At 40.9% G+C, this 12,024-nt stretch carries 14 protein-coding genes; 5 read left to right on the plus strand and 9 right to left on the minus strand.

What is annotated here, in order from left to right; genetic code table 11:
- The first annotated feature begins 75 nt into the window (after nucleotides 1-75).
- Both G0Q07_RS09390 and G0Q07_RS09395 read left to right on the plus strand, forming a co-directional pair.
- Nucleotides 76-531, plus strand: coding sequence for a (2Fe-2S)-binding protein (locus tag G0Q07_RS09390; protein ID WP_163345853.1), 456 nt, complete (start codon nucleotides 76-78; stop codon nucleotides 529-531).
- A 60-nt stretch (nucleotides 532-591) separates the two neighbouring features.
- Nucleotides 592-2,808: a xanthine dehydrogenase family protein molybdopterin-binding subunit gene (locus tag G0Q07_RS09395; RefSeq protein WP_163345854.1), complete on the plus strand. Its 2,217-nt coding sequence runs from the start codon at nucleotides 592-594 to the stop codon at nucleotides 2,806-2,808.
- Between the two features lie 54 nt (nucleotides 2,809-2,862).
- On the opposite strand, the gene G0Q07_RS09400 is transcribed toward G0Q07_RS09395, so the two are convergent.
- Genes G0Q07_RS09400 through G0Q07_RS09415 form a run of 4 tightly spaced genes read right to left on the minus strand, consistent with a single transcriptional unit; the run spans nucleotide 2,863 to nucleotide 5,254 of the window.
- Nucleotides 2,863-3,579, minus strand: coding sequence for a HesA/MoeB/ThiF family protein (locus G0Q07_RS09400; protein WP_163345855.1), 717 nt, complete (start codon nucleotides 3,577-3,579; stop codon nucleotides 2,863-2,865).
- The gene (locus G0Q07_RS09405) at nucleotides 3,563-4,024 is read right to left on the minus strand and encodes a molybdenum cofactor biosynthesis protein MoaE (RefSeq protein WP_163345856.1); all 462 of its coding nucleotides are present in this window, start codon (nucleotides 4,022-4,024) and stop codon (nucleotides 3,563-3,565) included. The genes G0Q07_RS09400 and G0Q07_RS09405 overlap by 17 nt, the downstream gene beginning before the upstream one ends.
- A gap of 10 nt (nucleotides 4,025-4,034) precedes the next feature.
- The gene (locus G0Q07_RS09410) at nucleotides 4,035-4,277 is read right to left on the minus strand and encodes a MoaD/ThiS family protein (protein ID WP_163345857.1); all 243 of its coding nucleotides are present in this window, start codon (nucleotides 4,275-4,277) and stop codon (nucleotides 4,035-4,037) included.
- 2 nt (nucleotides 4,278-4,279) lie between these two features.
- Nucleotides 4,280-5,254, minus strand: coding sequence for a GTP 3',8-cyclase MoaA (locus tag G0Q07_RS09415; RefSeq protein ID WP_163345858.1), 975 nt, complete (start codon nucleotides 5,252-5,254; stop codon nucleotides 4,280-4,282).
- 244 nt (nucleotides 5,255-5,498) lie between these two features.
- On the opposite strand from G0Q07_RS09415, the gene G0Q07_RS09420 reads away from it, so the two are divergent.
- Complete coding sequence (locus G0Q07_RS09420; RefSeq protein ID WP_163345859.1) at nucleotides 5,499-6,515, plus strand: XdhC family protein; 1,017 nt, start codon at nucleotides 5,499-5,501, stop codon at nucleotides 6,513-6,515.
- Nucleotides 6,508-7,098: a nucleotidyltransferase family protein gene (locus G0Q07_RS09425; RefSeq protein WP_163345860.1), complete on the plus strand. Its 591-nt coding sequence runs from the start codon at nucleotides 6,508-6,510 to the stop codon at nucleotides 7,096-7,098. Before G0Q07_RS09420 ends, G0Q07_RS09425 begins: the two co-directional genes overlap by 8 nt.
- 48 nt (nucleotides 7,099-7,146) lie before the next feature.
- Here the strand turns inward: G0Q07_RS09425 and G0Q07_RS09430 are convergent, their stop codons facing one another.
- The 5 genes from G0Q07_RS09430 to G0Q07_RS09450 all read right to left on the minus strand — a co-directional run bounded on the left by G0Q07_RS09430 (nucleotide 7,147) and on the right by G0Q07_RS09450 (nucleotide 11,361).
- Nucleotides 7,147-7,848: a 16S rRNA (uracil(1498)-N(3))-methyltransferase gene (locus G0Q07_RS09430; RefSeq protein WP_163345861.1), complete on the minus strand. Its 702-nt coding sequence runs from the start codon at nucleotides 7,846-7,848 to the stop codon at nucleotides 7,147-7,149.
- A 127-nt stretch (nucleotides 7,849-7,975) separates the two neighbouring features.
- Nucleotides 7,976-8,980 (minus strand): cytochrome d ubiquinol oxidase subunit II, encoded by a 1,005-nt coding sequence (locus tag G0Q07_RS09435; RefSeq protein WP_163345862.1) that lies wholly within the window; start codon nucleotides 8,978-8,980, stop codon nucleotides 7,976-7,978.
- Nucleotides 8,973-10,283 carry a cytochrome ubiquinol oxidase subunit I gene (locus G0Q07_RS09440; RefSeq protein ID WP_163345863.1) on the minus strand — a complete coding sequence of 437 codons (1,311 nt, stop codon included), beginning with the start codon at nucleotides 10,281-10,283 and terminating at the stop codon, nucleotides 8,973-8,975. Before G0Q07_RS09440 ends, G0Q07_RS09435 begins: the two co-directional genes overlap by 8 nt.
- A gap of 247 nt (nucleotides 10,284-10,530) precedes the next feature.
- Nucleotides 10,531-11,025, minus strand: a complete 495-nt coding sequence (locus G0Q07_RS09445; RefSeq protein ID WP_163345864.1) for a SixA phosphatase family protein — start codon at nucleotides 11,023-11,025, stop codon at nucleotides 10,531-10,533.
- Between the two features lie 57 nt (nucleotides 11,026-11,082).
- The gene (locus G0Q07_RS09450) at nucleotides 11,083-11,361 is read right to left on the minus strand and encodes a putative quinol monooxygenase (RefSeq protein WP_163345865.1); all 279 of its coding nucleotides are present in this window, start codon (nucleotides 11,359-11,361) and stop codon (nucleotides 11,083-11,085) included.
- A 141-nt stretch (nucleotides 11,362-11,502) separates the two neighbouring features.
- Between G0Q07_RS09450 and G0Q07_RS09455 the strand changes: the two genes are divergently transcribed.
- On the plus strand, nucleotides 11,503-12,015 hold the full coding sequence (locus G0Q07_RS09455; protein WP_163345866.1) for a metallophosphoesterase family protein: 513 nt from the start codon (nucleotides 11,503-11,505) through the stop codon (nucleotides 12,013-12,015).
- Nucleotides 12,016-12,024 lie beyond the last annotated feature (9 nt).

Raw genomic sequence — 12,024 nt, forward strand, 5'->3', positions numbered from 1 at the left:
AGAATAAATATATCTTAATATGTCGGCTTCATAGCCTAACAAAAACAACTAAAAAAGCTTAAAATCAACAATCAAATGGCAGTATTTAATCTAAACATCAACGGACAATCGCAACAGGTGGATGTGGATCCATCCACTCCATTGCTTTGGGTACTCAGAGATCATCTTGATTTAGTAGGGACAAAATTCGGCTGTGGAATTGCACAATGCGGTGCATGTACCATCCTTGTCGATGGTTCTGCAGTACGCTCGTGTATCACCTTTGTCGATTCGGTAGGCGACAAGGAAATCACTACAATCGAGGGGCTTTCTGAAAATGGGGATCACCCGCTTCAAAAAGCATGGATTGAAAAAGATGTACCACAATGTGGCTACTGCCAAAGCGGACAAATTATGAATGCTGCAGGATTGTTGAAATCGAATCCAACACCCAGCGATGAAGAAATTGAGGGAGCCATGAATGGTAACATTTGCCGATGCGGAACATACACAAGAATAAAAGCGGCCATTAAAACTGCAGCTAATTCTTAATCGGAATAATTAAAATTCCTTTCTTTTCTGGATTGAATAATAAAATTAAAATCATTTCATATGACAACTGTTAAAACTAAACTCAACAGACGTTCCTTCATAAAAAGTTCTGCTTTGGCAGGTGGTGGTTTACTGCTCAGCTTTAGCTGGTTTGCTCCGGCTTGCACCACCGATTCTCCAAAACAATTAACCATGCCGGATGAATGGTATGAGTTAAACGGTTTTTTGAAAATCGGAAATAACGGAGCAGTTACAATTATGTCGCCTAACCCCGAAATTGGACAAAATGTAAAGACATCGATGCCAATGATAGTGGCAGATGAGTTGGATGTTGACTGGAAATTTGTAATGGTAGAACAGGCGCCGCTAAATACCGATATTTTTACCCGACAACTGGCCGGAGGTAGCCAGTCTATCCGGCAAGGATGGAACGGACTTCGGATGGCTGGTGCAACGGCCAGAAGGATGTTGCGTGAAGCTGCCGCCCACGAATGGAAAGTGTCGGTAGATGAAATTACAACAGAAGAAGGAGTTTTGTATCATAAAAGCAGTGGGAAAGAAGCGGGTTACGGAGAAATGGCTGCAGCGGCTGCTGAATTAACGGTTCCCGAAGAGGTAGAGTTGAAAGATATAAATGATTTTACGATTATTGGCACCTCCAGAAAAAATGTAGATGGTCAAAAAATAATTACTGGACAACCCTTGTTTGGGCTCGATTATAAAAAGGAGGGAATGCTGATTGCCATGATCGAACATCCTCCGGCTTTTGGAATGAAACTGAAATCGTTTGATGCAACCGAAGCAAAAGCCATGCCCGGAATAAAAGATGTATTCTCCATAAAAACTTATAATGACGACTATGAACTGCAATGGTCGGATATTACTGCTTTTACAGAATTGGTGGCAATCGTTGGTAGTTCAACCTATGAAGTGATGAATGCCAAACTGATGCTAAATGTTGAGTGGGAACCTATTTCTGATGACAATGCGCAAGGTGTTCCTGCCGGTTTTGAAAGTACAGCAGAGCACTACAAAAAAATGGAGGAAGCAGCCGCCAGTTCCGGACGAGAAGAACGTAGGGACGGAAATCCGGAAGAAGCGTTTAAAAATGCAGCAAAAGTAATTGAGCGAACCTATACGGCTCCTTTCCAGGCACATAGTCCTTTGGAGCCCATGAACTTTTTTGCCGACGTGAAGGAGGATTTTGCACAATTGGCAGGACCGACACAAACGCCTGAGTTCATGGAGAAATCTGTTGCCGCGCGGCTTGGACTTCCACTCGAAAAAGTGGATGTGAAAATGACCCGCATGGGTGGTGGTTTCGGACGTCGTCTGTATGGCCATTTTATGGTGGAGGCGGCCGTTATATCGCAAAAAATGAAAGCACCCGTAAAATTGATATACTCGCGCGAAGACGATATGTCCTACGGAATTTATCGTCCGGCTTATCATGCTTTATATCGTGCAGCGTTGGATGCCGACAATAATCTTATTGGTTTTCATGTACGAATGGGAGGTATCCCGAGTAGTCCTTTACATGCCAATCGTTTTCCGGCAGGATCGGTAGATAACTACCTTGCTGAAGGCTGGACTGTGGATTCCAACATTAGCACCGGAGCTTTTCGTGCTCCCGGCTCCAATTTTAATGCCGTAGCTGAACAATCGTTTCTGGATGAAGTGGCGGAAGCTGCCGGTAAAGATCCTATTCAGTTTCGTCTCGACTTACTAAAACGCGCACAGGAAAATCCGGTGGGAAGCAACAATGATTATGATGCAGCCCGCTATGCCGGGGTACTCGAACAGGTTCGCGAAAAATCGGGTTGGGATACAAACTCGGAAGGCAAAAACCGGGGTGTTGCCGCTTATTTCTGTCATAATTCTTATGTGGCAAATGTGGTAGACATTGCCAACACTAGTGACAATCCGGTAATCGAAAAAGTATATGCTTCGGTAGATTGCGGGATTGTGGTAAATCCCGATGCTGCTGTAAACATGACGGAGGGAAGTATTGTAGATGGAATCGGTCATGCTATGTATAGCGAAATTACCTTTAACGAAGGTGAACCGGAACAAAATAATTTCGATATGTACCGTTTGATCCGGCATACTGAAGCACCAAAAGAAATAGAAGTACATTTTGTTAAGAATAATATAGACCCGACTGGATTAGGGGAACCACCTTACCCTCCGGTTATGGGAGCGCTGGCAAATGCCTTATACAAAGCCAACGGTGAACGGTATTATCATCAGCCATTTGTAAAAAACAGTATTGGCTAGAAATGAAATCTACGTGATATCACGTAGATTCTTTTATTTAAAAAATAGGAGAATTTAAAACCGAAACAGATTAAAGCGGTTATCACGGATATTAAAAACCAATAGCTTTCCGCTGATTACTTCGCCGTAACCGGTAATGATTTTGATAATCTCATTGGCTTGTAATGTTCCGGTTATTCCGGGCAGGACTCCAAGGAGACCAATGTCATCTTCGTTATAAACTCCGTCTTGAGGTGTTGTTGGAAAAAGATCGCCATAAACAGGGCCATTTTTGTAATTGAATACACTTATTTGCCCCTCAAAATTTAGCACCGAAGCAAAAGCCAGTGGTTTGTTCAAACCTGCCGATTTTGTGCCAATTAGCTGGCGGGTTTTGTAATTGTCAGTGCAATCGGCAATTACGTCGTATTGTTGAAAAAGGTCTTCTGCGTTGGATTCATCCAGTTTTGTGTCAAAAGTCTGAATTTCAATTTCGGGGTATAATGCTTTCAGCTTTTGGCCAGCGATTTCAACTTTTATTTGCCCCACTTCTGCCGAAGTATAAAGAATTTGGCGTTGAAGATTTGAGGTGCTGACAATATCATCATCTACAATGCCAATGTTGCCAATTCCCGCGGCGGCCAGGTACACCATTAAAGGACTTCCCAGACCCCCGGCACCGATTACCAATACACGTGAATTCTTTAATTTTTTCTGCCCCGTTTTGCCAATTTCCGACAGTGAAAAATGACGTGTAAACCGCGAAAGATCTTCCTTATTCAGCTCTTTCATAATGATTATGGTGATCGTGTCCTTCGGTATTGCAATCGCAGTTTTGACCCCATTCGCTGGTACCGTCAGCAAAAAACTCGTGTTTCCAGATGGGTACTTCACCTTTTACCCGGTCGATGATGTAACGATTAGCATCATAAGCTTCTTTCCGATGGCCGGAGCCCGTGATCACCACAACTGCACATCCACTGATCTCAACACGCCCAACGCGATGAACACAAGCTGCCTGGTTAAGTTTAAAGCGCGATTTGGCTTCCGCTAAAATTTCACTGATCATTTTATTGGCCATCGGTGCGTAGGCTTCGTATTCCAAATGTGTTACGTCGCGGCCTTTGTTATTATCACGTACTTCGCCGCTAAACAATACAACTGCACCACTTAGTGGATGCCTGAATTCATCGAAAAGTGCGCTGTAATTGATCTTCGTATTTTGTATGTGCTTCATATCTATTGATTTATCCTCCACTTGAGGGAGGAATTAAAAACAATGTGGTTTGGTCATTTATCGTTTCGTTTAGCGGAACAAATTTTTCGTTCACAGCAATCCGGCAGCTGGTGAGCACCTCTTTTGCTTCCGGGTTTAATTCACCCAGTTTTTCAAGTAAGTTGGCATAACTTTCTTCCGGTGCCATTTCAATGCTGGTTTCGTCGCCAAAGAACTTTTTAAGTCCTGCAAAACATACAATCTTTCTATTCATTTTTAGCCTCCTATATTTCTCATTGATAATTCGCTGCCGTGGAATTTAACCGCTTGTTTAAGCAGCAGTAATCCTTTCAGTTTCTCAGCAAGTAGCTTGTCGTTATGGATATACGGCATCAGTTTTTCGCCATGAGCATTGCTCAGACAGCCAAAAAAGTAGCCGTTGCTATCTAGTCGTAAACGGTTACAGTCGTGGCAAAATGGCGTCGATTCATTGGCTATTATCCCAAAAACACCTCCGTTTGAAGTGCGCCAGTAATTTGCTGTTGATGCGTGTTCTCTTTTAATTTCTTCAATTTGGTATTTATCCTGAATCGTTGAAAGAATCTCCTTCTCCGAAAAGAAAAGGCTGTTCTCCGAATGGTATAAATGCCCCATTTTCATTAACTCCAGATAGCGGATCTTTACTCCCAGTTCTGTCGCATAATCAAGTAGCGGAACAATCTGCGAGTCGTTTTTCCCCCGCATGATAACCGCATTCAATTTTACGTTCAATCCTGCATTTATGGCTGCTTCAATTCCCTGGAAAACCCGTGATGTATCGGATCTTCGTATTATTTTTCCAAAGGTTTTATTATCGATAGCATCAACCGAAATATTAATTGATTTTACACCAGCATTAAGCAGTTTTTCTGCATTTTCTTTTAGAAAAAAAGCGTTGGTGGTTAGGCGAATATCGTTAATTCCCAGCTCTTTAATATTCTCGATAAGTGGGTAGAGATTGGAGTAAAGCAAAGGTTCACCACCGGTTAACCGAACGCTTTTTAAACCAGTTAATCGATGCACCGCCTGAATTAATTGAGTAAATTCTTCTACTGAAATTGGTTTGTCGGTACCGTTTTTATCAATTTCAATGTTCGCACTTTCATCAAACTCACTATCAACACAATAAATACAGGAAAAATTGCACGAGTTCAGCAGACTTATTCTCAACTTTTCGAACCTTCTGCCCAGCTTATCTTCAATTTTCAACATGCTTATTTAACTTTAAAAGCGCCAATTTGTTCAGTTTATTTAGCCATTCAGGTATTTTAATAAACGCGGTTATTTTTTACTAAAAATTTTATGTCATTGATTGACTTTTTATTGAACAGTATTAATTATTTTCTTGTTATAATGTTGGTTTATAAATATTTGGTGTATTTTTATTTAGTTAAATTCAGGTAAGTGCATTCTCTGATGGCTTTGCCCAGCGTAACTAACCTTTAATATTTTTGAAATGACGCACGAACTAAAGTTACTGTTTGACACATTAAAAAACTGGCAGCAGCAAGGTAAAAAGGCTGTATTTGTTTCGGTAGTCGATCTTGAAGGCTCATCGTACCGCCGGCCTGGTGTCAGGATGTTAATCTGCGAAGATGGTGAGTATGCAGGAGCCGTTAGCGGCGGTTGTGTTGAAAGCGAAATCGAACGTCAGGCACAAAGTGTTTTTCGCACGAATACGCCCAAAGTAATTACTTATGATGGCCGTTATCGGATTGGCTGCGAGGGGGTTATTTATGTATTAATAGAACCCGTGTTACTATCAGAAGCTCTTTTGGGAGCTTTTGAAAGTCAGTTGAAAAGCAGGAGGGCTTTTGAAATGAATTCATTTTTTTATTCTGAAGTAGGAGAGTACGATAAAATTGGCTCGGTACTTAATTTTAATGGTACAGAATATTCGCTGAATCCTGATTTTAAGAGTGACGAAACGGATAACCAGAAATGTTTTTCGCAAACCTTCGAGCCTTTGTTTCAACTGTTTATATTTGGTGCTGAGCACGATGCAGTTCAGCTGAGTCAGGCTGCTAAATTGTTGGGATGGAAAGTAACGATTATCGCATCGCCTGAAGAGTCAAAATCATGTGATTATTTCCCGGGAGCAGCTTCTTTGCTTACTCCTTCTTTTGATGATATTGATACCTCGGCCATTGATGAACAAACTGCAGTTGTTTTAATGACGCACAGTTTTAATAAAGACGTGCAATATTTAATGGCTTTAAAAGAAATCAATCCGGCCTATATTGGTTTGTTGGGGTCGGTAAATCGAAGGGAACGTGTAATTTCAATGTTACTGGAACAGATTCCCGATCTTTCGCTTGAATTTATTGAACAAATCCATGGGCCGGCTGGAATTAATATCGGCGCTGAGAATGCTGCAGAGATATCGGTTTCTATTCTGGCAGAAATATTAAGCGTGGTACGCAAACAGAAGCCCCTGGCTTTGCGCGAAAAAGTGGGAGCAATTCATGAATAACATTCCAATAATTTTACTTGCAGCAGGTGCTTCCCGAAGAATGGGGCAGCCCAAACAACTTCTGCCTTGGGGGGAACAAACTTTAATCGAACACCAGGTAAATATATTATTAACGACAGGTCATCCTGTGGTGGTTGTTCTGGGAAGTTGTGCAGAAGGTATCATCCCAAAACTTAAAGACTTACCAATTAAATTCACCATGAACGAAAACTGGGAAAAGGGGATGGGAACTTCCATTGCCGCCGGAATTAAATTCGTTGAACAACTATATCCTAATTGTAAAGGAGTGCTGATAACATTGATCGACCAACCACTTGTTACAACTACTCATTTAAACAAACTGTCTGAAACTTTTGAGCCGGAAAAACAAGAGATAATTGTATCGCAATCTGAATCGGGGTGGCAGGGCGTTCCCGTTTTATTTGACCGTTGTTACTTTGATGAGTTATCAAAATTAAATGGGAAACAGGGCGCAAAAACTGTCTTTCGGTATTATTCACAACATGTAAATGCCATACAATGTGGTGATATATTGGAAGATATGGATACGCCGGAGCAATATAATGCGCTCAAGAATAATTGATAGGCTCAAAATATCTATCGATTTCAATTCCGAGTTCTTTGTTTGTTATTAATCGTTTGCCAAATTAACAATATGACAGGCAACAACTCCGGCTGTCTCGGTTCGTAAACGTGCATTTCCAAGCGAGATAGCCTCAAAACCATTTTCTTGCGCCAGTTTCACTTCTTCCGTACTAAAATCGCCTTCCGGACCAATTAAAATCAGCACGTTATCGCCACATTTTACACTATTTTTCAGGTGTTGCTTTTCGCCATCATTACAGTGAGCGATAAATTTTTTTGTTTCTGTGGCTTGTGAAATTACATCGGGGAGTTTTGTCAACTCATTTAGTTTGGGCAGGTATGCTTTAACCGATTGTTTCATGGCCGAAACCAATATCTTCTCCAAACGCTCGGGTTTTATCACTTTTCGCTCCGAATGTTCCGAGAGAATAGGAGTAATCTCGTCAATTCCGATCTCGGTGCATTTTTCCAGAAACCACTCAGTGCGATCGATGTTTTTGGTAGGGGCAATGGCAATGTGTAAATGAAAATCTTTCTTACCGAATTCGGTTTGCGAATCAATTATGTTGAGTTCACATTTTTTCGGATTGGCATCGATAATTTGGGCTTTGTAAAAGCCGCCTTTGCCATCAACAAGCTCAATGTCGTCGTTTTCTTTTAAGCGAAGCACACGAACGGCATGTTTCGATTCGGTTTCATTTAAAACAACTTCGGCACCTGAAATCGTTGGAACATAAAATAACTGCATGGATTCAAAACTTTTCAAATGCCAAAGTTAGTAAAATTGTTATTCTGATCTTTTATAATCTAAGAAGTCGGTTACAAACCATAAAATCCAGTTGTTCCCTCAGATAGAAAGTAGATAAATGTATGTTTTACGATTCCGGTTCTTCGCTGAATTTAAATGTTTTATACAGGTATCCCATGGCCGGGAAAATAATCAACACACCAACAACCAATGCAATCAATAGATAAAACTGCGTTTGGTGCGGTGCTTTTGCAGCTTGTATTGTAATATCGTGACCGCTGTTTGTTTTTACCAGGACCGGAAACTGAATGGCAAACCACCCTGTTACGAGCAAGATAGTTTGGAATCCTGCCGTTAGTCGCAGCCAGTTGCCTTTGTTTTTGTTCAGAAAATACCAGAATGCGGGCAGCGCCAGCGTTGCTAAAACAATACAGGTTACACTTATGGAGGAGTTTATAAAGTCTTTCAATAACGAATGACCAGCAAGTTTTGCTGTTGCAAAAACAATTGATCCCATTACAACCAAAGCGATTAGCAAACGTTTGGTCATGCGTGTGAAATAGATAATGTAGTCTTTGTCCTCTATTTCGCTAACGGTAAAAATACCTGCCAGAAATGCAAACAAAAGTACCACAAACAAGCCCATGCTTACTGAAAACCAGTTAAGCCACGGATGGATGTATACGGCATAAAACCCAAGTTGGTAATTCATCGAGATTTCACCGAGGATAAGTCCGCCAACGGTTACACCTAAAAAGAACGTGGTAAAAACACTGGAGAAGCGAAAAATAGCTGAATATATGGCTTTCGTAGGTTCCTCTTCAATATCGTATTGTCTGAAAGTAAAAGCTGAACCACGCATGATAATGCCAATGAGTACCAACAGAACAGGAATGTGCAATGCCGTAAGAATAGTTGAATATACCGATGGGAATCCAACAAAAAGGATTACAACCACCAGAATTAGCCAAACGTGATTGGCTTCCCAGACCGGTGCTATGGCACGCGATACAATTTTTGATGCTTTTCCACGCGATAACAGTTCGAGAATGCCACCGCCAAAATCGGCACCTCCAAGTATAACATAAAGCAATAAACAGATAACAAGTATGATGAGATTAGCTTCAGCCATTTTGCAGATATTTTGATTGTAATAGTTTAATTTGGCGGCTCAACAACCAGATAACCACAAAAGTTAATATGGCATAAACCGCAGTAATCGTATAAAAAGTATACTGTATGCCGGGCATTGGAGTTAATGAATCTTTTGTTTTCATTATGCCATAAATAATCCATGGCTGACGGCCCACTTCGGTAACGATCCAGCCGGCCTCGACAGCAATAAAACCCAGTGGCGTGGCTATGGCCAGCATACGCAGCCACCATTTTTGTTCAAACCAGTGTTTCCATTTGTAGGTTCCGGCAAAAAACAGGGCGGCTATCAGCATTAAAAACATTCCGATTCCAACCATCAATTGAAAAGAATAATGGGTAATGGGAATAGGTGGCCATTCTTCTTCCGGAAACTCTTCCAGGCCCTTTACTTCGGCATTAAAATCGCCATGCGCCAGAAAACTCAGAAATCCGGGCAGTTTGATCGCGTATTTTACTTCGCGGTTTTCCACATCAGGAATTCCACCAATAATAAGCGGAGCTTTTTCCTGCGTTTCGAAATGCGACTCGAAAGCAGCCAGTTTTGCCGGTTGCAGTTCGGCTACGTTCTTAGCAGCCAGATCGCCACTTAAAGGTTGCAAAATAGCTGCCACCGATGCAAAAGCCAGGGCAATGGTAATGGCTTTAGCGTGAATCTCCAGTTTGTTTTTCATGTATAAAACAGCATGCACTCCGGCCACCGCAAAACCAGTTGCCGAAAAGGCGGCTATAGTCATGTGATGAGCCTGCGAAAACCAGGCTTTGTTAAACATGGCTTTAACCGGATCGATGTTAATGGCTTGTCCATTCACCCAGTCGAAACCCGACGGAGCGTTCATCCATGCATTAGCTGAAACTACAAAAATTCCTGATAAAACACCGGAAATTCCAACTACCATTCCGGTGTAAAGATGTACCCATTTGTTTAGGCGTTTCCAGCCGTAAAGAAATAATCCCAGGGCAATGGCTTCTACAAAAAAAGCTGTTCCTTCCCACGAAAAAGGCATCCCGAAAATAGGTCCGGCATGCTCCATAAACGTGGGCCATAACATGCCCAGCTCAAACGATAATACAGTTCCTGAAACCGCTCCAACGGCAAAAAATATAGCTACACCTTTTGCCCATGCTTTTGCCAAATCAAGGTAAACCGGATTTTTTGTTCGCAGCCATTTCCACTCAGCAACAAACATAAACCAGGGCATTACCATTCCTATGCAGGCAAATACGATATGAAATCCTAACGAAACGGCCATTTGCATTCTGGCAGCCATAAATTCATCCATGTTTTATCCAGTTTTTCTGTTTTTATTGTATGCCATCCTTAACAACAATTACCTTTTGTAGTTCGAGGTTTTTTTTAGATTTCTGCATTCTATATAAGTATTCTGCCTCAAAATATTGATTGATTGTGATATAGAATAAAGTTCTGTCACAATTGTTATGCTAATTTAGAAAATAAAATCGACCGATAATAAAGATATTCGGTGTTTTTAATAAACTAAAGTTTAAAAAGTGCAGTATCAAAAGGAATTATTTAAACATCCGCGGAACCAGATGGAATTTCAGTTTGCCACTTCGTGCTTCTACTTGTTCCCAATTATCAACATCGAAATTTATTCCAACGGTTGATGTGGTGGGCATGTCGCTGAAAAATTCATCGAGTAAATTGCAGACATAGTAGTAAAATCCCGGATTATGACCAAAAAAGAATACGGTGTTGGAACTGGGAGGTAATTTGTGTATCAACTCCAAAAACTCGTGGGTGCTTAATCCATCGTAAATATCTTCAACAGTAATAATGTCTTGTCGTTTGAAATCAAGATTTTCGGCAAAGATCATGGCTGTTTTATATGCACGCTTGGCAGGACTTGAAATAATTGTATCTGGAATTACCCCTTGTTTTTTAAGATCCTTGCTTACCAGTTTTGCGTCGTTTTTACCACGTTCACGCAGGTCGCGTGTAAAATCATCTTCGTACCCGTAAGGTACAGCTTTGCCATGTCGTACGATTACTACTTGTTTCATCTGTATAGATTAAAGGCCGTTACCGTAATCAAACGGCAGCGGTCTGGTTCGTTTTTTTTATACCAGTTCGTAAACGTCAATACTAACTTCTCCCAATTCTCCAATTTTAGGAACGGTACTGGTAAAATGGGGTGTATTGTTGTGGTAGCTAATTGCTGCCTGATCTTTCCATTTCTCTATCAGGCAAAAGGTTAATGGATCGTCTACCTTTTTATGCAAAACATACTCAATATTTCCTTCCTCTGCACGCGATGCTTCTACCAATCCATCAATAAGTTTCATAAATGTTGATACCTGTGTTTTATCCACTATAAATTTAGCTACTATGGTAATCATAATTTCAGTTTTAGTTTGATGTTATAATATTTAATCTTCTATGCCAAAACGGAATTAAAAAAGAAAATTCTGCTTTTGAATAAGCTGTAGAAGTTGTCTTTAACAAATTTAACTTAATTTGTAGCAATAAGACAAATTTTAATGAAACGAATTGGACTGTTATCGGACACACATGGATTTATTCATGAACGAGTTTATACCTTTTTCGACAAGGTGGATGAAATATGGCATGCCGGCGATTTTGGAAATATTGAAACTGCTGACCAATTGGCTGCTTTTAAACCTTTGCGTGGTGTGTACGGAAATATCGACGGGCAGGATGTGCGTATAGTACATCCAATGCACCAACGGTTTAAATGCGAGGAGGTGGATGTTTGGATGACACACATTGGTGGTTATCCGGGACGTTATGAACGCTATGTAAAACCTGATATTTATAACAACTCCCCCGATTTGTTTATCAGTGGGCATTCGCATATTCTAAAAGTGATTTTCGATAAAAAGCTTAATTTTTTGCACATCAATCCAGGTGCTGCCGGTTACAAGGGCTTTCATAAAGTTTGCACTGCCTTGCGTTTTGTTATTGATGGGAAAGTGATTCGCGATCTTGAAATCTGGGAGCTTCCACGCCATGAAGCTGTTCCGAAAGTTTAATTTGGTGCA

The organism is Draconibacterium halophilum (assembly GCF_010448835.1).
Taxonomy (GTDB): Bacteria; Bacteroidota; Bacteroidia; order Bacteroidales; family Prolixibacteraceae; genus Draconibacterium; species Draconibacterium halophilum.

What these genes read in the sequence shown, in the direction of transcription:
- G0Q07_RS09390 (WP_163345853.1), top strand. Translation starts at nt 76, where the DNA reads ATGGCAGTATTTAATCTAAACATCAACGGACAATCGCAACAGGTGGAT.
- G0Q07_RS09395 (WP_163345854.1), top strand. Translation starts at nt 592, where the DNA reads ATGACAACTGTTAAAACTAAACTCAACAGACGTTCCTTCATAAAAAGT.
- G0Q07_RS09400 (WP_163345855.1), bottom strand. Translation starts at nt 3,579, where the DNA reads ATGAAAGAGCTGAATAAGGAAGATCTTTCGCGGTTTACACGTCATTTT.
- G0Q07_RS09405 (WP_163345856.1), bottom strand. Translation starts at nt 4,024, where the DNA reads ATGAAGCACATACAAAATACGAAGATCAATTACAGCGCACTTTTCGAT.
- G0Q07_RS09410 (WP_163345857.1), bottom strand. Translation starts at nt 4,277, where the DNA reads ATGAATAGAAAGATTGTATGTTTTGCAGGACTTAAAAAGTTCTTTGGC.
- G0Q07_RS09415 (WP_163345858.1), bottom strand. Translation starts at nt 5,254, where the DNA reads ATGTTGAAAATTGAAGATAAGCTGGGCAGAAGGTTCGAAAAGTTGAGA.
- G0Q07_RS09420 (WP_163345859.1), top strand. Translation starts at nt 5,499, where the DNA reads ATGACGCACGAACTAAAGTTACTGTTTGACACATTAAAAAACTGGCAG.
- G0Q07_RS09425 (WP_163345860.1), top strand. Translation starts at nt 6,508, where the DNA reads ATGAATAACATTCCAATAATTTTACTTGCAGCAGGTGCTTCCCGAAGA.
- G0Q07_RS09430 (WP_163345861.1), bottom strand. Translation starts at nt 7,848, where the DNA reads ATGCAGTTATTTTATGTTCCAACGATTTCAGGTGCCGAAGTTGTTTTA.
- G0Q07_RS09435 (WP_163345862.1), bottom strand. Translation starts at nt 8,980, where the DNA reads ATGGCTGAAGCTAATCTCATCATACTTGTTATCTGTTTATTGCTTTAT.
- G0Q07_RS09440 (WP_163345863.1), bottom strand. Translation starts at nt 10,283, where the DNA reads ATGGATGAATTTATGGCTGCCAGAATGCAAATGGCCGTTTCGTTAGGA.
- G0Q07_RS09445 (WP_163345864.1), bottom strand. Translation starts at nt 11,025, where the DNA reads ATGAAACAAGTAGTAATCGTACGACATGGCAAAGCTGTACCTTACGGG.
- G0Q07_RS09450 (WP_163345865.1), bottom strand. Translation starts at nt 11,361, where the DNA reads ATGATTACCATAGTAGCTAAATTTATAGTGGATAAAACACAGGTATCA.
- G0Q07_RS09455 (WP_163345866.1), top strand. Translation starts at nt 11,503, where the DNA reads ATGAAACGAATTGGACTGTTATCGGACACACATGGATTTATTCATGAA.